General features: G+C 74.7%; 12 protein-coding genes. 3 read left to right on the plus strand and 9 right to left on the minus strand.

Features of this window, described 5'->3' with window-relative positions; genetic code table 11:
- Positions 1–221 precede the first annotated feature (221 nt).
- Positions 222–3,374, plus strand: coding sequence for a non-ribosomal peptide synthetase (locus AC5WAM_RS10130; protein ID WP_495522382.1), 3,153 nt, complete (start codon positions 222–224; stop codon positions 3,372–3,374).
- A gap of 89 nt (positions 3,375–3,463) precedes the next feature.
- Here AC5WAM_RS10130 and AC5WAM_RS10135 read toward each other — a convergent pair whose 3' ends face one another.
- From AC5WAM_RS10135 to AC5WAM_RS10155, 5 genes are all read right to left on the minus strand, one after another.
- Entirely contained in the window at positions 3,464–4,777 is a 1,314-nt protein-coding gene (locus tag AC5WAM_RS10135; RefSeq protein WP_495522383.1) for a cation:proton antiporter, read from the minus strand.
- A gap of 185 nt (positions 4,778–4,962) precedes the next feature.
- Complete coding sequence (locus tag AC5WAM_RS10140) at positions 4,963–5,661, minus strand: thioesterase II family protein (RefSeq protein ID WP_495522384.1); 699 nt, start codon at positions 5,659–5,661, stop codon at positions 4,963–4,965.
- 159 nt (positions 5,662–5,820) lie between these two features.
- A complete protein-coding gene (locus AC5WAM_RS10145) occupies positions 5,821–6,777 on the minus strand; it encodes a chlorinating enzyme (protein ID WP_366795838.1) in 957 nt (318 codons plus the stop codon).
- 14 nt (positions 6,778–6,791) lie between these two features.
- Positions 6,792–7,037 carry an acyl carrier protein gene (locus AC5WAM_RS10150; RefSeq protein WP_172387784.1) on the minus strand — a complete coding sequence of 82 codons (246 nt, stop codon included), beginning with the start codon at positions 7,035–7,037 and terminating at the stop codon, positions 6,792–6,794.
- 692 nt (positions 7,038–7,729) lie between these two features.
- Positions 7,730–8,323: an MBL fold metallo-hydrolase gene (locus AC5WAM_RS10155; protein WP_495522385.1), complete on the minus strand. Its 594-nt coding sequence runs from the start codon at positions 8,321–8,323 to the stop codon at positions 7,730–7,732.
- Between the two features lie 136 nt (positions 8,324–8,459).
- On the opposite strand from AC5WAM_RS10155, the gene AC5WAM_RS10160 reads away from it, so the two are divergent.
- Entirely contained in the window at positions 8,460–9,368 is a 909-nt protein-coding gene (locus AC5WAM_RS10160; protein WP_495523551.1) for a GlxA family transcriptional regulator, read from the plus strand.
- A 12-nt stretch (positions 9,369–9,380) separates the two neighbouring features.
- On the opposite strand, the gene AC5WAM_RS10165 is transcribed toward AC5WAM_RS10160, so the two are convergent.
- On the minus strand, positions 9,381–10,613 hold the full coding sequence (locus tag AC5WAM_RS10165) for a serine hydrolase domain-containing protein (protein ID WP_495522386.1): 1,233 nt from the start codon (positions 10,611–10,613) through the stop codon (positions 9,381–9,383).
- Positions 10,614–10,833: 220 nt separating this feature from the next.
- Here AC5WAM_RS10165 and AC5WAM_RS10170 point away from each other — a divergent pair, with 220 nt between their 5' ends.
- On the plus strand, positions 10,834–13,356 hold the full coding sequence (locus tag AC5WAM_RS10170; protein ID WP_495522387.1) for a M14 family zinc carboxypeptidase: 2,523 nt from the start codon (positions 10,834–10,836) through the stop codon (positions 13,354–13,356).
- Here the strand turns inward: AC5WAM_RS10170 and AC5WAM_RS10175 are convergent.
- From AC5WAM_RS10175 to AC5WAM_RS10185, 3 genes are all read right to left on the minus strand, one after another.
- Positions 13,266–14,498 carry an MFS transporter gene (locus AC5WAM_RS10175; RefSeq protein ID WP_495522388.1) on the minus strand — a complete coding sequence of 411 codons (1,233 nt, stop codon included), beginning with the start codon at positions 14,496–14,498 and terminating at the stop codon, positions 13,266–13,268. The genes AC5WAM_RS10170 and AC5WAM_RS10175 overlap by 91 nt on opposite strands.
- Entirely contained in the window at positions 14,495–17,017 is a 2,523-nt protein-coding gene (lanKC, locus tag AC5WAM_RS10180; protein WP_495522389.1) for a class III lanthionine synthetase LanKC, read from the minus strand. Before lanKC ends, AC5WAM_RS10175 begins: the two co-directional genes overlap by 4 nt.
- Positions 17,018–17,176: 159 nt before the next feature.
- Positions 17,177–19,732: a class III lanthionine synthetase LanKC N-terminal domain-containing protein gene (locus AC5WAM_RS10185; protein WP_495522390.1), complete on the minus strand. Its 2,556-nt coding sequence runs from the start codon at positions 19,730–19,732 to the stop codon at positions 17,177–17,179.
- Positions 19,733–19,776 lie beyond the last annotated feature (44 nt).

Genomic DNA, 19,776 nt, shown 5'->3' on the forward strand with positions numbered 1-19,776 from the left:
ACGACGATCGTCTCCGCCGGTCCCGTCGACGGGACAGACGAAAAGGCGCGGCCGGGCTTTGTCGAAATGGCGCGCGTCGAAATGACGCGTCACGCGTCGCGCATCGAGGTCGGACCCGGCACTGCGCACGCGGTTGTTCCGAGGAACACCCGGAACTATGGCACGGCGCGGACGGTCCCGACAGACTCGAACCACGCTGGACGAACAAGGAGTAGGCACGCATGAATCCGTTGTCGCTCGCGCAGCGCCGACTGTGGCTCATTCATCGAATTCAGGGCCCGTCGGCCATGCACAACATTCCGTTGGTACTGCGCATGACCGGGCCGCTGGAAAGGGCCGCGCTGGGGCGCGCCGTCAGGGATGTCGTGACCCGTCACGAAGGCCTGCGCACGCTCTGCACCGAGGACGTGGAGGGAGTTCCCGGCCGGTACGTGGTGCCCGTGTCCGAGCTCGACCTCGACATTCCCCTGGTGGAATCGGAGCCCGAGCGGATTTCCGATGCCGTCGCGGCACAGGCGTCCCACCGCTTCGATCTGACCACGGACATTCCCGTGCGCGCCGCCGTCATACGGTGCGCGCCCGAGGACCACGTCCTGGTCGTGGTGGTCCACGGCATCGCCGCGGACGAGGAATCGCTCCGGCCGCTGGCCGAGGATCTCGCGGTCGCTTATGCCGCCCGCCGGGAAGGGGCCGCGCCCGACTGGACGGACGCGCCGGTTCCCTATCCGGACTTCGCCCTGTGGCAGCAGAAACTCCTCGCGGAGGAGGACGGCCCGCACGGCGTCCACGCGCGCGACACCGCCTTCTGGCGCGCCGAGTTGGCGGGCGTGCCCGCTCCCCTGCCGCTGCCCACCGACCGGCCGCGCCCGCCGGAGGCCGGCCACCGCGCGGGCCGGGTCCCGCTGGTCGTGGACGAGGGCCTCACCAAGGCGGTGGCGGTCCTCGCCGAGCAGCGCGGGGTGGGCGCCGACACGGTGCTGCGCGCCGCCCTCGCGGTGGTGCTCCACCAGCTGGGCAGCGGTGCGGACATCCCCATCGGCTCCCCCGCCGCGCGGCGCCCCGACGCGGCCTGGGCGCACTGCGTGGGCCCCTTCGACGACCCCTGGGTGCTCCGGGCCGACCTCAGCGGCAACCCGGCCTTCACGGACCTCCTGGAGCAGCTGCGCGGCAAGGCCCTGGCCGCCGGGGCCCACCGCGACCTGCCGTTCGCCTCCCTGGTGGACGCGCTCGCCCCGCAGCGGTCCCTGGCCCACCACCCGCTGTTCCAGGTGGCGTTCGACCTGCGGGAGGACCCGGGGCCCGCCGTCGCGCTGCCCGGCCTGACGGTGACCGCGCTGGCGGCGGGGCCGGACAGCACCCCCTACGACCTGTCGCTGCGGCTGCACACGACGGCGGACGGCGCGGAGTTCCACGGCACGGTCACCTACGCCACCGACCTGTTCGACCCCGCGGGCGCGGAGTACCTGGCGGCCTGCTACCTGCGCGCGCTGCGGCACGTGACCGCGGAGCCCGAGGTGCGGGTGGGCGCGGTCGACGTCCTCGACGAGGCCGAACGGCGGCGGCTGCTCGTGGACTTCGTCGACACCGCGGCCCCCACCCCGCCGGTGACGATCCCGGAGCTGGTGGCGCCCCGGTTCGCCGCGGCCCCGGACGCCGTCGCCGTGGTCTGCGGAGACGTGTCGCTGACGTACCGGGAACTGGACGAGCGCACCGACCGGCTGGCCCGCACGCTGCTCGCGGCGGGCGTCGGCCCTGAGTCGGTGGTGGGCCTGGCCCTGCCCCGCTCCGCCGACCTGGTGGTGGCGCTCCTCGGCATCCTGAAGTCCGGCGCCGGATATCTGCCGATCGACCCCCGCTACCCCAGCCGTCGCCTGGGCCATCTGCTCCAGGACGCCGCCCCCGGCCTGATCCTCACCGACGCCGAGACCGCGCGGTCGCTGCCGGAGCACGCCATCACCTGTCTGCTGATGGAGACCCTGGGCCTGGACGGGCCCGCCGGGGACGAGCCCGGCGCCCGGCCCGCGCGGCCGCCGCTGCGCCCGGACAACCTCGCCTATCTGATGTACACCTCCGGCTCGACGGGCACTCCGAAGGGCGTGGCCATCTCGCACGCCAACATCGTCAACGGCGTGCTCCGCCTCGCCGCCACCGTGCACATGCGGCCCGGCGCGCGGATGCTGGCGAGCAGCTCCATCAACTTCGACGTGTCGGTGTTCGAGGTGTTCACCGCGCTGAGCACCGGCGCCACCGTCGAGGTCGTCCGCGACGTCCTTGAGCTCGGCGAGCGCGGGCGGTGGTCGGGCACCGTCCTGCACACGGTCCCCTCGGTCTTCGCCGAAGTGCTCGAACAGCTCCAGGGCCGTCTCACGGTGGACACCGCGGTGTTCGCCGGGGAGAAGCTCACGGCGGCCCTCGCGGACAAGGTGCGGGCGGCGCTGCCGGACACGACCCTCGTCAACGCCTATGGCCAGACGGAGAGTTTCTACGCCACCACGTACACCGTCCCCGACGGCTGGCGGGGCGCGGGCGGCGTGCCCATCGGGACGCCGCTGGGCAACATGCGCACCTACGTGCTCGGACCGGGCCTCGTCCCGGTCCCGCAGGGCGTGGTGGGCGAGCTGTTCGTGGCGGGCGCGGTGGGCCGCGGCTACCACGCCCGGCCGGGGCAGACCGCGGAGCGGTTCCTGGCCGACCCGTTCGGCCCGGCGGGCGAGCGGATGTACCGCACCGGCGACGTGGCCCGGTGGAACGCCGACGGGCAGTTGGAGCTGCTCGGGCGCGACGACGGCCAGATGAAGCTGCGCGGCATCCGCATCGAGCCCGCCGAGATCGAGTCGGCCCTGGTCACGCACCCCGGCATCGCCCAGGCCGTGGTCGCCCTGCGCCCCGCGGCCGGCTCGGGCGCCGGTGCGCTCGTCGCCTACGTCGTCCCGGTCGAGCCGGGCGGTGAGGCGGCGGCCGGGCTCACGGCGCGGGTGCTGCGCCGCCATGTGGCCGACCGGCTGCCCACCTTCATGATTCCGTCCGCGTTCGTGGTGCTCGACCGGCTGCCGCTGGCGCCGAACGGGAAGCTGGACCGGGCCGCGCTGCCCGCTCCGCGCCGGGGCGCGGGCAGCGGCGGCGCCGGGGACGGCGACCACGGCAGGACGCCGCGCACCGAGCGGGAAGGGGCCCTGGCCGCCCTGTTCGCCGATGTGCTCCAGCGGGCGGAGGTCGGGGTCGACGACCACTTCTTCGACCTCGGCGGCACGTCGCAGCTCGCGGTGCGCCTGAGCGTGCGGGCGCACGCGGAGCTCGGCCTGCGGGTGCCGGTGCGGGCGGTGTTCCAGGCGCCGACCCCGGCGCTGCTCTGCGACCACCTCGACTCCGTGTAGCCCCGGGGACGCGGCAACGCCAGGGCCCCGCCCCCGGATCTCGGGGGCGGGGCCCTGGCGTTGCCGGCGCCCTGGTGGGGCGGCGGCGGTCAGGAGGCCTGTCCGGCCAGCTCCCGTTGCCGCTCGTGCTCGGCCGTGGTGACCGGCATGCTCCGGGTGGCGTGGCGCAGGAACGGCGGGGCCATCATCGAGGTGATCACGGCGATCAGCACCACGATGGTGTACGTGGCGGTGGTCAGGACGCCGAGGTTGAGTCCGACCGTGGCGATGACGATCTCCACGACGCCGCGGGCGTTCAGGCCCGCGCCGATGGCGAGGCCCTCCCCGTGGTCGAGCCGGCTCATGCGGGCGCCGAGGTAGCCGCCCGCGAACTTCGCCAGGGTGGCGACCAGCAGGGTGACCACCGCGGCGAGGAGCACCGTGGGCCGGGTCAGCGCGCCCAGGTCCACCTGGAGCCCGGCGGTGGCGAAGAACAGCGGCGCGAGCGTCGACATCACGAAGGTGCGCATGGAGTCCAGCGAACGGCGGGCGGAGACGCCGAGGGAGCTGATCACGATGCCGCAGAGGAAGGCGCCGAGGATCGGCTCCATGTCCAGGGCCAGCGTGCCGGCGGAGGACAGCAGGATCATCACGGCGATGGCGGCGACGCTGACGTCCGACTGCGGCGAGCGGTCGGTGTACTGCAACACCTTGCGGGCCACCGGCCGGGCCACGAGGGCCGTGCACGCGAGGACCAGGAGCAGATAGCCGACGGACTCCAGGACCAGGCCGGTGTGCAGGCCGCGGGTGGCCATCGCGGCGACGATCGACAGGAGCATCCAGCCGACGATGTCGCTGATCGCGGCCGCGCCGATGATGAGCTGGCCGACGTTGCGGTGCAGCAGGTCCATGTCGAGCAGGGTCTTGGCGATCACCGGCAGCGCGCTGACCGCGATCGCGACGCCGACGAACAGGGCGAAGGTGCCGCGCTCCGCGTCGGGGGCCATCAGCGACTGCGGCATCAGGAATCCGAGGCCGATCCCCAGGGCCAGCGGCAGCAGCACGCTGGCCGCGCTGACCACCCCGATCACCCGGCTCTTGCGGCGCAGCAGCCCGACGTCGATGTGCGCGCCCGTGATGCCGACGAGGAGCAGCACGCCCAGCTGCCCCACGGCGGCCAGGAGGTGCATCTGTGCCACGTCGCGCGGGAGCAGCCAGTCGCGCAGGTCGGGCAGGAGGTTGCCGAACACCGACGGGCCGAGGAGCACGCCCGCCGACAGTTCGCCGACCACACGGGGCAGGCGGAGCCAGGTGGCCAGCCTGCCGAGGAGGATCGCGACGCCGAGCAGCAGTCCGACCTGGAGCAGGAAGACCAGCATCTGATGGTGGCTGATCGCGGGAAGAGGCGCTTGGGACAGCACCATCGTGATTCCTTTCGGATAAGGACTGAACGGCCGCCGCCGCAGGGCGGCGAGGGGAGGAGCGAAAGGAGCGGGCGCCAGGGGGAATCACGGGGGACGGGCGCCCGGGGAGGGACGTGCGGGGACGGGCGCGGGGTGCGGGACGGCCGCGGGCCCCCGAGGGGGGGCGGGCCTGTGGCCGGGCGGCCTCAGGCGCGGGCCAGTGCCTCCAGGACGTGCTCGGCGACGGCCGCGGGGTTCGTGGCGGACAGCAGGTGCCCGCCGGAGAGGGACACCACCTCGCAGCGCCCCCGGGTGTGCGCCGACCACGCCTCCAGGCGGGTGAGCGCGGTGTCGCCGGTGCCCGCGAAAACGGTCAGGTCCCCGGCCGCGGCGCTCCCGCGGACCAGGTCGATGCACGACTGGGAGAGGAAGAGGTCCGCGCGGATCAACGGGTAGGCGCTCTCGGCGAGTTCGGGGTCGCTGATCACTTCCGGGGGGATCTCGCCGCCCATCGCGCGCAGCGCGGCGACCGCGGCCTCGATGGTGCCGAGTTCCTCGGTCCTGATGCGGCCGCGCACCGAGGGCGGGGAGTTGGACGCGGCGAGCAGCAGCGGGGGCCGCTCCTGCTGGAGCACGTCGGCCACGCCCAGGGCGAGGTAGGCGCCCAGGCTCTCGCCGTACAGGGCGTCGAGCGGGGCGTCGATGCGGGCGACGAGGTCCGCGACGGCCTCGGTGGCGTCGGTGAGCGGGGTCTCCTGGTAGCGGCGGCCGTGGCCGGGGAGTTCGAGGGCGTGGAAGGTGACCCGGTCGCCCAGCTCGCGGCGCAGCCGGCGGAAGTAGCCCGCTCCGCAGCAGGAAGGCGGTATGAAGGCGACCGCGGGTCTCGGCGTACTGGGTGTGGTCACGGTGCTGCTGTCCCCCGGAGGTGGTGATGGAAGGTGCGGCGCCCCCGGGGGCCCGGAACGGCGACCCCGGTGGAGCGCTCAGGGTGACGACCCGCGGCCGGGCAGGCCGCGGGTCGTCATCCCGTCACGGTGCGCCGCTGATCCGCGGCGCGGCCCGGCTTACGCGGGCAGGTACTTCGTGCCGCGCAGCGTCTCCGTGGCGATCTTGTTGTGGCCGAACTCGTCACGGCCGCGGGCGAGCACCGCCGACCACTTCTCCAGCGAGATGTTGCCGCCGTACTCCTCGATGTGGTCGGTGCCGGGGTAGATCTGCACCGAGGTGGGCACGTAGCGGGTCGCGAAGCCCATGCGGTAGTTCTTGCCGGTGGCGATGTTCGGCAGCGAGGCGTGCATCAGCGTGGACCAGAAGATGATGCACTGGCCCTTCTCCATCTCGAAGGCGACCGCGTCCTCCTCGTTGGGCTTCCAGTTCGGGTCCTTCTGCAGCTGCCGGTAGTCGTAACCGAAGAAGCCGCGCGGAACGCCGTCCTTGACCTCGGAGTTGATGCGCTCCTCGTTGTAGTCCATCTGCTTGGTCTCGTCGTAGTTCATCTGGTGGTGCGTGCCGGGGATGACCTGCAGGCAGCCGTTCTCGCGGGTGGACTCGGTGAACGCGGTCCACACGGTGAGCGTGCCGGCGCCGAACGACTCCTCCGACTCACCGGGCCACAGCAGCTGCGGCTTGCCGCTGGCGTTGGCGAACGTGTCCGCCTGGTGCCAGTCGGTGCCCTCGTCGCCGGGGTACTTCGGGAAGAACTCCGAACGCCAGCACAGCAGGTCCGGGCCGAGGATCGAGGCGACCCGGTCGGTGATCCGCTGGTTCATGACGTGCCGCGCGAGCAGGTCGACGTCCAGGTGCCGGTCGTAGTTGAAGATGTTCGGGGCGCCGACGCCCTTGTCCACCTCCGGGTACGCGGCGTGCGACCGGTCCAGCGTCTCGCGCTGGACGGTCTTCCACAGCTGGTCCATCTCCTCGGGCGTGTAGATGGTGAGCGGACCGATGTAGCCGTTCTTCTCGAAGAACGCCAGTTCCTCGTCCGACAGCGAGAACTCCGTACGCACGGGGCTGCTGGTCATGTCTGGTGACTCCCTTACTTACTGGTCGGCTCGGTGGTGATCGGCTGCGCGGCGAGGAGCGCCGCGGCCAGGGTCCCGTCGTACGTCGTCTTCATGTCGAGGGAGATGCCGAACGAGTCCCCGAGGAAAACATTCAGCTTCGAGAAGGTCAGCGAGTGGCCACCGATGTCGAGGAAGTTGTCGGAGCCGCTGATCTCCTGATCGTCCAGCTCGGCACGCAGCCACTTCAGAGCCGACTGCTCCACATCCGCTGCACTCACTGTGCTGGCTTCCTTTTCGTTAGTTGCTGAACCCTGCATGGGAGCGCCCTTCTTTTGGTCTCTCTGTGCGGTGTGAGCGGTCCTGTTGGCCGGCGCGCCCCTGCGCAAGGCGGATACCGGAATTCCGAACGGCAGTCGTACGGCGTGCGCGCAGGAACCAGGAGAGTGCCGGGACCGACAGGGGACGGACCGCTCCACCGATCGACGGACCCTTTACGAACGGAAATTTCCGTCAGCAGATCCGCCGCATCGAGGCAGACCGCGTGTATCGTCAAACGTTCTGGTTCCTTTTCCCGGCCGAGCGTAGTCCCATTTCCCCGCGCGGCTCCAGGATCCGTAACTCGGCAGACGCAGACCACACTCGATAGAAGCGCATTACTGCCTCCGGATGGGAAGTTGCCCGAATGGGAAAATGATGTTCACCGGCCACGGTTGTTCGTCACGTTAGACCGGGCACGGAATCCCTACAAGCCTTTCTCGGCGATATCGAGCCAGCACCGACGCGCCGTTAACGCCGGTGCGGAATGTCCTGCTGACGGGACGGACGGGAGTCCCCGGACGGGAGCCGCGCCCGCCCTCCGGGCCCTGGCGCCCACCCCCGCGCCCTGACACCCGCCCCCGCGCCCTGACGTCCACTCAAACCCCGGGCCTCGCGTGGCCCTCGAAGCATTGACATCCTCATATCGCCCCTGCTAAAGGGGCGTTGTCCCGTCCGGTGCGAACGGGGCCCCGTGGCCCGGCACGATCAGGTCCGCCACGGCCACCACCCGGCGCCGGGAGGCACGCAGGACGTCGCGGTCCGGGGCGACGGGGTCGTCCGCCGGGCCCGCCGCGTGCCACCACAGGTCACCGGCGAAGGCCACCACGCCGTCGGCCGTGCCCGCGAGGAGCGTGATGTCCTCGGGGCTGTGCCCCGGGGTGCGGATCAGCCGGAGCGAGGGGGTGAGTTCATGGCCCTCGGCGTCCCTGTTGCGCCACTGGTCGCCTCGGTACTCCACCTTGTGGTCGTGGACCCGGGCCCGGCGGAACAGGCCCGCGTTCATGACGTTGTCCGGGTGGTGGTGGCTGAGCACCACGTCGGTGATGTCGTCGGGGCCGAGCCCGAGCTCCGCGAGCGGCCCGAGGATGTCGTCGGTGCTCGCCACCATGCCCGGGTCGAAGACGAAGTGGCGGCCCGCGTCGGCGACGTAGGAGACGGTCGCGGCGACACCGGGGCCGGTGGAGCCCACGTAGCCGGTGGTCAGGATCGTGTACACGGCGCTGCGGCCGAGCGGTGCGTCTGTCATGCCTCCATCCTTCCGAGCAGGTCAGAGGCGTACGAGTGGCATTGATGCCTATGATCGCGGGATTCGTGCCACATGGCACACTGCCCGCGTGCCGCCCTTCACCAACGTCGCCGCCTACGCCCCGCCCGGGGTCGGCATGCTCGCCGTCGGCGTCGTCGCCGAGGTGTTCGCCCCGCACGGGCCCGACCTGCCCGCCTTCGACTTCGCGCTCTGCGCCGACCGGCCGGGCCCGGTCACCACCGACGTCGGCGTGCCGGTCACCGTGGCGCACGGCCTGGACCGGCTCGCCTCCGCCGAGCTCCTGATCGCCCTGCCGTCGGCGGGGTTCCGCACCGCTCCCGGGCCCGCCGTGCTCGACGCGCTGCGGCGCGCCCACGCGCGCGGGGCGCTGGTCGCGGCCCACTGCGTCGGCGCGTTCGCGCTCGCGGCCGCCGGGCTGCTCGACGGCCGCCGGGCGACCACGCACTGGCGGTTCGCCGAACTCCTCGCCCGCCGCCACCCCGACGTCAGCGTGGAGTCCGACGCCCTCTACGTCGACGAGGGGAGCATCGTCACGGGCGCGGGGGCGGCCGCGGGCTTCGACATGTGCCTCCACCTGCTGCGGCGCGAGTACGGCGCGGCGCTCGCCAACACCGTCGCCCGTGACATGGTGCTGCCCTCCCACCGCGACGGTGGGCAGGCCCAGTACCTGACCGCGCCCGTCCCCGAGGACGCCCGGGACGAACGGCTCGCCGACGTCCTGGCCTGGGCCCGCGCCCACCTCCACGAGCCACTGCCCGTCGCGGAGCTCGCCCGGCGCGCCGCGATGAGCAAGCGCTCCTTCGCCCGGCGCTTCACCGCGTCGACCGGCACCACCCCGCACGCCTGGCTGCGGAACCTGCGCCTCAGCGGCGCCGAGGAGCTCCTGGAGACCACGGACCTGCCGGTCGAGGAGATCGCCCGCCGCGTCGGCTACGGCAGCGCCGCCGTGCTGCGCGAACAGTTCGTGCGCCGCCGGGGAGTGCCGCCCCGCTCCTACCGCCGCTCCTTCACCAACGCGCCGTAGGGGCGGGCCCGTTCACCCGCGGCACAGCGCGGCGTCCACCACGGCGTCCGCCTTCGCGAAGGCGTCCCGGGAGGGTTCCCTGTTGGCGGTGACGGCGACCGTGGCGGCCCGGCCTCGGTCGGTCACACCGGGGTAGGTGTAGTAGCCGGGGATGCTCCCGCCGTGGCCCCACATCGCTCCGCCGCAGCTCAACGGGGTGCGGGTCAGGCCGAGCCCGTAGCGCACCCCCTTCACCTGGCTGAAGCCGTCGGGCACCTTGACGGTGGTGCGCATCTGGGCGAGCTGTGCGGGCTTCAGGAGCTTGCCGCCGAGCAGCGCGGAGAAGAACCGGTTCAGATCGCCCGGGGTGGAGATCAGCTGCCCCGCGGCCCAGCCCCAGGACGGGTCGATCCTCGTGACGTCCTTCAGCCGCGCCCCGGGCCGTGCCGCGTCGTAACCGCGGGCGTGCGGGCCCCGGACGCCCTCGTCGCCGACGCCGGGGAAGGAGGTGTGGCGCAGCCCGATGCGGTCGATGACCCGCTCGGTGAGCTGCTCGGCCAGCGGGCGCCCGGTGACCTTCTCGATGAGGAGACCGGCGACGACGTAGTTGGTGTTGCTGTACGCCCAGCGGTCGCCGGGCTCGAACTCCGCCTTGTGCTTCAGCGCGATGTCCAGCAGGTCGCGGGGCTCGTAGTAGGTGTGGCGGGCCTTGCCGAAGACGTCCTTGAGTATGTGGACGGTGTATTCGGGCAGTCCGCTGGTGTGCTGGAGGAGCTGGCGGACCTTGATGTCCCGGCCGTCGATGCCGTCGCCGCGCAGCAGGTTCGGCAGGTACGTCTCGACGGGGGCGTCCAGGTCCACCTTGCCCTCGCCGACCAGCTGCAGGACCACGGTCGCGGTGAACGTCTTGGTGTTGCTCCCCGCCCGCACCAGCCCGTCGACCGGCACCTTCCGCTGCGTGCGCACGTCCGCGACCCCGGCCGTGTAGTGCCGGGCCCGCCCGTCGCGGTCGGCCGTGGCGACCAGGGCGGCGGGGAAGCGGGCGTCGCGCACCAGGCGCTCCACGTCCTCTCGCACAGAGTCCTCGCGTACGGAGTCCTTGCCTACGGAGTCCTCGCGCACGGCGTCGCGCGGGCCCTGGGACGGCGCCCCGGACGCGGGCAGCGTGCCCACGGCGCCCAGGGCGGCGGCCAGCAGAGCCACCACCGCCAGCCGCGCACGGGGCCCTGAGCGGCGGGAACGGACGGATGCTGAACGGTCGGTCACGGTGAACTCCCTTGGGAGAAGCGGCTGGTGCGGCCGGAAGCCCGGCTCGTCCATCCTGCGCACCCAAGATCAACAACACCATCCGGGCAGCCCCCGCCCCGTGCGTGGGAACCCGCTCCCCGCCTCTGGGAGACCGCTCCCCCGCGGTGGGACCCTGCTCCTGCCGGCGGCGCCGCGCACGGTCAGGGCCGTCGTCCTCGATCCGAAGGGGTGGGACAGCGTGGGGAGTTCGGGAAGAGCGGCCGTCGGCGCCGCCGTGCTCGCGGTCGTGGCGGCGGTCCTCACCGTGCCGTCCGGGGGCGCCGCGCGGGCGGCGCCCGCGGACGCGCTGCGGGCGGACCGGTCCGTGGCCCGGTCCTGTTTCGCGCGGCCGCTGCCGCCCGGGGCCGCGGGCGCCGACCGGCGCGAGGTGACCGCGGACGTGACCGGGATCGTCCAGGCGCGCCTGACCCCCGGCGGGCGGCCCGCGGGCGACTGGGACCTGGCCGTGTTCGACCGGGACACGGGCAGGGTCGTCGCCGCGTCGGCGGCCCCGCGCTCCCGCGAGCTGGCCGAGGGCTTCGTCGAGCGCGGACAGCGGCTCGTGGTGCAGGGCTGCCGCTACGGCGGCCCCGCACGCGAGGTGCGGCTCGGGCTCGACTTCCTGGCCACGCCGCCGGGGACGCCCGCGGCCGGGCAGCCGGTGCCGCCGCTCGACGGCGGCCGCGCCGGGCCGACCGCCGCGGCCCCGCCCCGGCTCGTCCGCGTCCGCACGCCCGGCCGGGCAGACCGCGAGCGCCTCGCCCGGCTCGGCCTCGACGTCACCGGCGGGGGCGACGCGCACGGCCTGGACGTCGTGCTCGCCGGCGCCGCCGACCGGGCCGCGCTGACCCGCGCGGGCCTGACCTGGCGGGTCGTCCGGCGCGACCTCGCCCGGCAGGCGGCCGCGGACGCCCGCGCGGACCGGGCGTACGCGGCGCGCACCGCGCGCTCCCCGCTGCCCTCCGGGCGCACCGGCTACCGGCACCTGTACGACTACGAGTTCGAGATGAAGGAGCTGGCCCGCGCCCACCCGCGCCTCGTCCGGGCGTTCACGCTCCCCGAACCGACGTGGGAGGGCCGGGACGTCGTCGGCGTCGAGATCGGCACGGACGTGCGCCACGGCGACGGCAAGCCCGTGAACCTCACCCTGGGCGTGCACCACGCCCGCGAGTGGCCGAGCGGGGAGGTCGCCCTGGAGTGGGCGTACGACCTGGTCGGCGGCTACGCCCACGACGCGGCCGTGCGGCGGCTCGTCGCGCGCACGCGCAACGTCGTCGTGCCCGTCGTCAGCCCCGACGGCTTCGCCGTGTCCCGCGAGGCCGTGCCCCGGGGCGACCAGTCCCGCTTCGACTACGAGACCAAGCGCAAGAACTGCAGCGTGCGGGACTCGCCGCCCGAGTACGCGACCGGCACGTGCGCCGCCAACCCGGCGGGCCGCGCGCGGGGCACCGACCCCAACCGCAACTACGGCGGCTTCTGGGGCGGCCCCGGCGCCGGGCTCACCTGGAACGGCGACACCTACCGCGGCCCCGCACCCTTCAGCGAGCCCGAGGTGCGCAACGTCCGCGCCCTGGTGTCCGCGCGCCAGGTGACGAACCTGACCACGCTGCACACCCCGGCCGCCCTCGTGCTGCGTCCGCCCGGCCTCGTCTCCACCCGGCCGCCGCTCGACGAGCCCGCGTACCGCAGGCTCGGCGCCGCCCTCGCCGCCCGCACCGGCTATCCGTCGCGGGCGAGCTGGGAGCTGTACGACAACACCGGCTCCACCGAGGACTGGTCGTACTGGGCGACCGGCGGCTGGGGCCTCACCGTCGAGCTGGCGGGCAGCGGCTTCCACGGCCCCTACGCCGAGGCCGTGGTCGCCGAGTACGCGGGTCTGCCCCCGGCGGCGGGGGCGGGCAGGGGCGGCAACCGCGGGGCCCTGCTCACCGTCCTCGCGCACGCCGCGGACCCGGCCACGCACGCGACCCTGACCGGCCGGGCGCCCGCGGGTCACCGCCTGACGCTGCACAAGACGTTCCGGACGCCGACCTCGCCGGTGCTCCAGCCGGACGGTTCGACGACGCCGCCGCTGTCCGTGCGGGACGACCTCACCACGGAACTCACCGCGCCGGGCGGGCGGTTCCGGTGGGCGGTGAACCCCTCGACGCGGCCGTACGCCGCCGGACGGTACGGGCGCGACCCGCAGGGGCCGCCGCAGGACGCCGTCGCCGCCGCCAACCCGCCGGGCGTGCCCCCGGTCAACGAGCGCTACCCCGAGGACCCGGCGGCGGAGAGCTTCACGTTCCGCGTCGCCGGGCCTCCCGAGGCGGACAACGGCAGGATGACCGTCGGCGTGTCCTGGACGTCGCCGCGCACGCACTGGGACCTGTATCTGTACGACGCCTCCGGCAGGCCCGTCGCCTCGGACACCAGCGGCGAGACGTCCGCCCGCGCCGTCCTCCTCGACCCGCCGCCCGGTGAGTACCGCGCGGTCCTCGTCAACTACGCGCAGGCCGACCCGGGCGCCGTCGACGACTGGAGCGGGCGCGTCGACTTCGCCGCGCCGCTCCCGGCCACGTACGGCGAGAAGGAGGCGTACCAGCTCACCTGCGCGACGCCGCGGGGGCGGGTCGTCGGGCTCACCGAGGTCTACGCCGAGCGCGGCGAGAGCGTCGACGTCGGGGACGTCTGCGACGTGACGGCGGTGAGGAGCAGGAGCAGCGCGCCGAAGGCCAGATAGGGCACCTCGTCCGGGAACCGTTCGAGGAGCAGGCCCGCGAGCGCGGAGCCGAGCGGCGGCGCCGCGAGCAGGAGCAGCGCGACGCCGCCGTGCACCCGCCCCTGGAGCGTGTCGGGGGTGCGCACGACCTGGGCGTACGTCATGACCGAGCCCGACAGCGAGACGGCGGCCGCGCAGGCGGCGAGCAGCGGGGCGAGGGCGGCGGGAGCGGCGCTCACCGCCATCAGCGGCACCACGAGGGAGCACACCGCCCCGCACGCCAGGAGCACGGTCCGGTACGGCACCCGGTCGACGAGGCGCGGCGCGAGCAGGGCCCCGACGAGCGCCCCGGCGGCCCAGAAGTCGTACAACAGGCCGATGGTGAGGCTGGACGTGCCGTGCCGGCCGCTGACCACGACGACGGTGAGGGCGACGCCGTCGACGGCGAAGTTCTGCGCAGAGGCGATCAGGGTGAGCCGGCGGAGCACCCGGTCGCGCCAGAGGAAGCGGACGCCTTCGACGAACGCCCGCCACCAGCGCGGCCCGGCCCGTTCCACGGCGTCGAGCGGGGTGCGCAGGGCGTGCACGGTGGCCGCGGAGACCAGGAAGGACAGCGCGTTGAGCCAGTACGGCAGGCTCGGGTCGAGGGCGAAGAGGGCGCCGCCCGCGAGCGGCCCGAGCAGCCCGGCGAGCTGGCCGCGGACGCGGCTGAGGGTGAGCGCGGCGGCGAGTCTGCTCCGCGGGACGACCTTCTGCACGGAGGCGAGCCCGGCCGTGCTGAACGGCGCGGTGAACAGGCCGAGCAGCACCCCGGCGCCCAGGAGCACCGGCAGCGGGGCGCGGCCGAGGGCGATGGCGGCGGCGAAGGCGGCGCTGACCACGACGCGGCCGTACTCGCACCGGAGCATGACCGCGCGCCGGTCGTAGCGGTCGGTGAGGGGGCCCGCCACCAGGCACGCCACGGCGACGGCGCCGGTCCACACCGCCTCGACCAGGCCGACCCGCAGCGGCGAGCCGGTCTCGGCGAGGACCAGCAGCGGCAGGGTGAGGGCGGCGGCGCCGGAGCCGAGGACGGACAGGCCCTGCCCCCACAGCAGCAGCTGGAAGTCGCGGTTGCGCAGCAGCCGGTGGGGCGCGGCGGGCGGGCTCTCGGCGGCGGTCACGGGCGGCCGGGGGCCGGGGCCAGGAACGGCAGGGCGTCCGGCGCCGCACCGGTGCGCGCGGCGTGCACGGCGAGCAGCACGCCCGCGGTGCCGGTGGCGAGGTCCATCGACAGGCGCAGCCGGCCGTCGAGGGCGAAGGCGGGGCGGCCCCGGAAGCGCACCGCGTGCAGGGCGAGCGCGTCGAGGTGCGCCGCGGTGGGCGCGCCCAGGTGGGCGCAGGCGTACAGGACGCCCGCCTGGCCGGTCAGAAGGCCGCCGTCCAGGAGGAGTTCGGTGTCCAGGCCGTCGCGGATCCGGTCGCGGACCCCGGCCAGGTGGGGGTCGTGGCGGACCCGCAGATACACGTCGAGGGCGAGGCCGATGCCCGCGCTGCCGCGTTCGAGGCCGGTCACCCAGTGCGGGCCGCTCCTGAGCTGGAGGCGGGGCCCGCGCGGCACGCCGAGGCGGCCGGCGTCCCGCGCGAGGGCCGTCTCGGCGTGCCGCAGCCAGGAGGGGTCGCCCGTGGCCTCGTACAGGCGGGTGAAGAGCAGGGCGGGGCCCGACCAGCCGTGCATCAGGCCTCTCGCGCCGGGGTCGGCGCCGAGGCGGTGGACCAGCTCCCGGCCGATCGCCATCGCTCCCCCGGCCCCCCGCGTCCTCGTGCCGAGGCCGGGCGCGTCCGCGCCGAAGCGCAGCAGGGTGAGCCCGATGCCGGCGAGTCCGCCGAAGAGGCCGGGGCCGCACCGGTGCGGCTCGACGTCCTTCAGGCCGTCGAGGGCGGCCAGCGCCTCCTCGCGCAGGCCGAGTTCGTCGAGGACGCAGGCGACGCCCGCCACGCCGTCGTACAGGCCGGGGCGCGGCCACCGGGCGCGGCGGGCGGCCGCGACCAGCCAGTCGGTGTGCTCCGCGAAGGCCGGGTGGTCGTCGCGGCCGGTGACGCGCAGCGCGTGCAGCACCCCGGCGGCCCCGAAGGCGAGCGCGGCGCCCTGGTGCTCCAACTGCCGTACGTCGCCGGGGAAGAGCCGGTCCGCGCGGCCGGGTGTCGCGCTGTCGACGATCGCGTCGCGCATCCCGTCGAGGAGGGCGTCCCAGTCCTGCGGGGCCTGCGGCCAGGCGGGCCGGGGCGCGTCCTCCTGCACGGGGGGCGCGAGCGCGCGGCGCAGCGAGGGGCCGAAGTCGGCGGGCACCGGGAAGCGGCGCTCGGCCGCCGCGACGAGCTGCTCGTGCTTGGCGGGCTCTCCGGGCGCGAACCGCAGCAGTTCGGTGAGCGGCAGGTGCAGCGCGAGCCGGACGCAGGCGAGGGCGTGGTCGTCGGCGGCGAACCCGGAGCGCGCCCAGGGGGCGCTGAACCCCTCGGTGGCCAGGGCCGGGCGCACGGCGTCGCCGATGTGCCGGGCGGTCTCGAAGTCGACGAGGCAGACGGAGCCGTCGGGGCGGACCATGATGTTGCCGGGCTTCAGGTCGCCGAAGACGATGCCGCGCGCGTGCAGCGCGGCCAGGGCCCGCTCGACGCGCGTGTACGTGATGTCGGCCCAGGCGGCGTAGGCGGCGCGCTCGTCCTCGGTGGGGGCGGGCCGCAGCAGCGGGTGGCGGCGGCCGATCGCCTCGTGCAGGGGCTCGCCCTCGATGAACTCCTGCACCAGGAAGTGGTGTTCCCAGTGGCGGACGCGGCCGTACGTCTTCGGGGCGCAGGGCAGGTCGTCGAGGCGTTCCAGCATGGCGTGCTCGCGGGCGAGGCGGGTCACCGCGTCGGTGCCGTCCAGGTCGAGCCCGGCGTGCGGGCGGGCCTCGCGCAGGACCACCGTGCGGCCCGTCGCCGACTCCACGGCGCGGTAGACCCCGCCGCCGTTGCTGAACAGGAGCACCTTCTCCACGCGGTACGGGAAGTCACCGGTGCGCTCCGCCCGCGCGGCGTCGATCTGCGCCTGCACGAACGCGGGGACCTCCACCCACGGGGGCACCTTGAACGAGGCGCCGCGCGTGTCCGGCACGAGGACGCCGTCGGGCCGGGCCACGGCCGCCACGTACGCGCCCTCGGGCGAGAAGCAGTAGCGCTCCTCGAAGCCGCCGTAGCGCAGGTACAGCGGGCCGGGGCCCCAGCGCAGGTCGTTGAGGACGTAGGGGCCCTCGACGCCGTGCAGGAGCGCCGAGAGCTCCTTGAGGGCGAGTTCGAGGACGGTGTCGGTCGCGGGGTAGAGGGTGACGAGCTTGCCGCCGGCGGAGCGGGCGGCGGGCTTGCCGTTGACCTGCCGCAGGATCGCGGTGCCGCGCAGGAACTTGAAGGCGATGCCGTGGGCGAGGCAGTAGTCGGCGACGGTGTCGACGACGCGCTCGGCGTCCGCCGGGGTCGCCGACGCGTGCACCTTCCAGCCCTGCCGGGGCAGCCGGGTGCCGACGGCCTGGAGGTTGACCCAGGGGCCCTGCTCGGCGCGCTCCCAGCCGTCCGGCGCGGGGGCGCGGGTGCGGGCGAACCACGTCGCCTCGTCGTCGAAGTGTTCAAGCCCGTCGGCGAACAGCGGGGCGGCGCCGGGGTGGCTCATGGCTCGGATCCTTCCGTGCGGGGCGGGAGTCGAGCGGCCGCGGCCAGGGCGTCACCGCCGGCCGCTCGACCCTCTCAGGAGCGCCGTGACGCTCAGAGGAACGCGAAACCGCTCTTGCTGCTGCCGGAATTACAGGGCCACAGCGACAGGGTCTCCTCCTCAAGCTCCTGGAGTTCGAGGATGTCGGTCATGGGGTTCACCTCCTCTCGTACGTCCGGTCGTGCGGGCCGGCCACGGCTGGAGGTGCGGCAGGACAAGGGCTCCTTCGAAGGCCGCGGCCAGGGCGAGCAGGACACCGGCGGAGCCGGTGGCCAAGTCCATGGAGAGCCGGGGCATCCGCAGCCCCGGGAAGGCGAGCGCGCCCTGCCAGGTGCGGGCGTGCCAGGAGAGCAGGCGGATCTGGGTCTCCAGGGCGGTCCGGTGCGCCGCGGCGTCGTCGTGCGCCGGGGCCCCGTGGTGGGCCGCCGCGAGCGTGGCGATCGCGCCCGCCCGGCCCCTGAGCAGCCCGGGGAACCGTACGTAGACGGTGCCGCAGGTGCGGTGGACGCCGCTCAGGAGCGCCGCCCGGGTGTCGTCGGGGCGGTGGCGCAGCAGATGCGGGAGCACGGCCGCGAGGCCCCAGCTGCCGCCGTGCAGATAGGGCAGCATCGTGGTGGCGTGCCGCAGTTGGACGCCGCCGTCGGGCGCGGTCACGCACCGGGCGAGGTCGTGTGCCAGGTGCCGCTCGGCCAGGTCGAGGTGGCGCGGGTCGCCGGTGTGCTCGTGCAGGCGGCAGAAGAGCGCGGCGACGCCGGTCGGGCCGTGCAGCAGGCCGACGGGCTCGTACCGGTCGGGCCGGGCGGGCTGCCGGGGCGCGGGCGGCTCGGCGGCGAGCGTCTCAGCGAGGCGCAGGGCCTCGTCCTCGAAGCGCCGCTCGCCGGTGGCGGCGGCGAAGTGCAGCAGGTTCAGGGCGGCGCCCGCGCGCCCGCCGTACAGATCGGGCCCCGGCGGGGTCACGCACCGGTCGAGCACGGCGAGCGCCTCGTCGCGGCGGCCGAGCAGGTCCAGGGTGTACGCCACGCCGTGCAGCCCGTCGTACAGGCCGGGCGGCGGGTCGGTGACGGCGCGCGCGGCGTCGGTCAGCCAGCGCGCGTAGCGGTCGGGGACCTCGGCGCCCGCCCGGTGCAGGGCGTAGAGCACCCCGGCCGCGCCGTACCCGAACGCGGCGCCGCCGAGCGCCCGGGGCCCGGTGGGTGTGCCCGGGAAGAGCCGGTCGGCGCGCTCGGGCGTGGCCGAGCGGTGGATGCCGCGGACCAGCGCGTCCCGGACGCGGGGCCAGTCGAACGGCTCGGCGGCGAACAACTCGCCCGCCGTGTCGGGCCGTTGCGGCCGCCCCTGGGGCAGGAGTCCGGCGAGGATCCGCTCGCCCTGGCCGGGCGGCAGCGGATAGTGCCGGGACAGGGCGGCGACGACGGTGGGGACCTTGACCGGGTCGTCGAGGTCGACGGGCAGCAGCAGTGCCACGCGCACGCGGTTCAGCAGATACGCGTGGGCCTGCGCGGCGGTGAGTCCCGGGGGCACGGTGTGGCCGGGGTCGCCGTGCGCGGGCGGCCGGTCGTCGTCGAGGGCGGTGGCGGAGGCGAGGTCGACCAGGACGACCTCGCCGCTCGGCCGCAGGATGACGTTGTGGGGCTTCAACTCGCCCAGGCGCAGGCCCCGTTCGCGAAGGGCGTCGAGGGCGCGGGCCAGGTGTTCCAGGACGTCGTGGGCCCAGCGGGCGTAGCCGGGCGCTTCGCGGCGCGCGTACTCCTCGACACCCAGGGGCAGTTGGAGGCTCTCGGCGAACAGGTTGGTGCCCTCGATGTACTCCCGTTCGAGGAAGTGGTGCCCCTGGGCGGTGCGGTAGCGCCCCGGCACCGGGACGCAGTCGAGACCCGCGAGGTGTTCCAGGTTCGCGTGTTCGCGGGCGAGGCGGGTGACGGCGTCGGCCCCGTCGCGGTCGAGCCCGGCGCCGGGGCGGGCCTCCTTGAGGACGACGGTGCGGCCGTCGCCCGGGCCGGTGCGGGCGAGGTAGGTGCCGCCGCCGCAGCCGAGCCGCAGGGCGCTGCGCACCCGGTAGGGGAAGTCGTCGGCGGGGGTGGCGTGCTGCGCGGCGAGGTCGTCGGCGAGGATCCGGGGCAGCGGCCGGTCCTGGGGCGGCGCGAAGACGGCGGTGCCGGGCCGCGCCGGTCCTTCGTACGGGGCGTGGCGCACGTGCAGCGGCCCGTGGCGGTGGGCGAGGGCGCCGAGCACGCGGGGCCCGGACAGGCCGTGCAGCAAGGCGGCGAGGTCGGTGAGCGTGCCGGTGAGGACGGCGTCGTCGACGGCGTAGAGGGTGATGAGCCTGCCGCAGCCGAAGCGGTCGGCGCTGTCGCCGTTGACCTCGCGGGCGGTGGTGGTGCCGCGCACGAAGTCGAAGGGGACACCGCGCTCCACGCAGTGGCCCCAGACGATCTCGACGGCCTTCTCCAGGTCCGCGAGGCCGACGGAGACGTGGACGAGCCAGCCCTCGGCGGGCAGCGTGAGGCGTGCGGGCCGCAGCTGGATCCACCAGTCGGACGCGGTCCGCCGCCAGCCGGGCGGTGCGTCGAGGCGGGCGGCCGCGAACCGGTCGGCGTCGTCGGCGAGCAGCTCGGGGCGTTCGAAGAAGTCGGGGTCGGCGAGCGAGAAGCGGTGGAAGTCCTCCGGCGTCATCATCGGCGGCGACGGCCACGACGGCGGGGGCGCGGGCGGGGCGGGCG

The organism is Streptomyces sp. JLYT201 (genome assembly GCF_059448825.1).

What these genes read in the sequence shown, in the direction of transcription:
- AC5WAM_RS10130 (WP_495522382.1), top strand. Translation starts at nt 222, where the DNA reads ATGAATCCGTTGTCGCTCGCGCAGCGCCGACTGTGGCTCATTCATCGA.
- AC5WAM_RS10135 (WP_495522383.1), bottom strand. Translation starts at nt 4,777, where the DNA reads ATGGTGCTGTCCCAAGCGCCTCTTCCCGCGATCAGCCACCATCAGATG.
- AC5WAM_RS10145 (WP_366795838.1), bottom strand. Translation starts at nt 6,777, where the DNA reads ATGACCAGCAGCCCCGTGCGTACGGAGTTCTCGCTGTCGGACGAGGAA.
- AC5WAM_RS10155 (WP_495522385.1), bottom strand. Translation starts at nt 8,323, where the DNA reads ATGACAGACGCACCGCTCGGCCGCAGCGCCGTGTACACGATCCTGACC.
- AC5WAM_RS10160 (WP_495523551.1), top strand. Translation starts at nt 8,460, where the DNA reads ATGCTCGCCGTCGGCGTCGTCGCCGAGGTGTTCGCCCCGCACGGGCCC.
- lanKC (WP_495522389.1), bottom strand. Translation starts at nt 17,017, where the DNA reads ATGAGCCACCCCGGCGCCGCCCCGCTGTTCGCCGACGGGCTTGAACAC.
- AC5WAM_RS10185 (WP_495522390.1), bottom strand. Translation starts at nt 19,732, where the DNA reads ATGATGACGCCGGAGGACTTCCACCGCTTCTCGCTCGCCGACCCCGAC.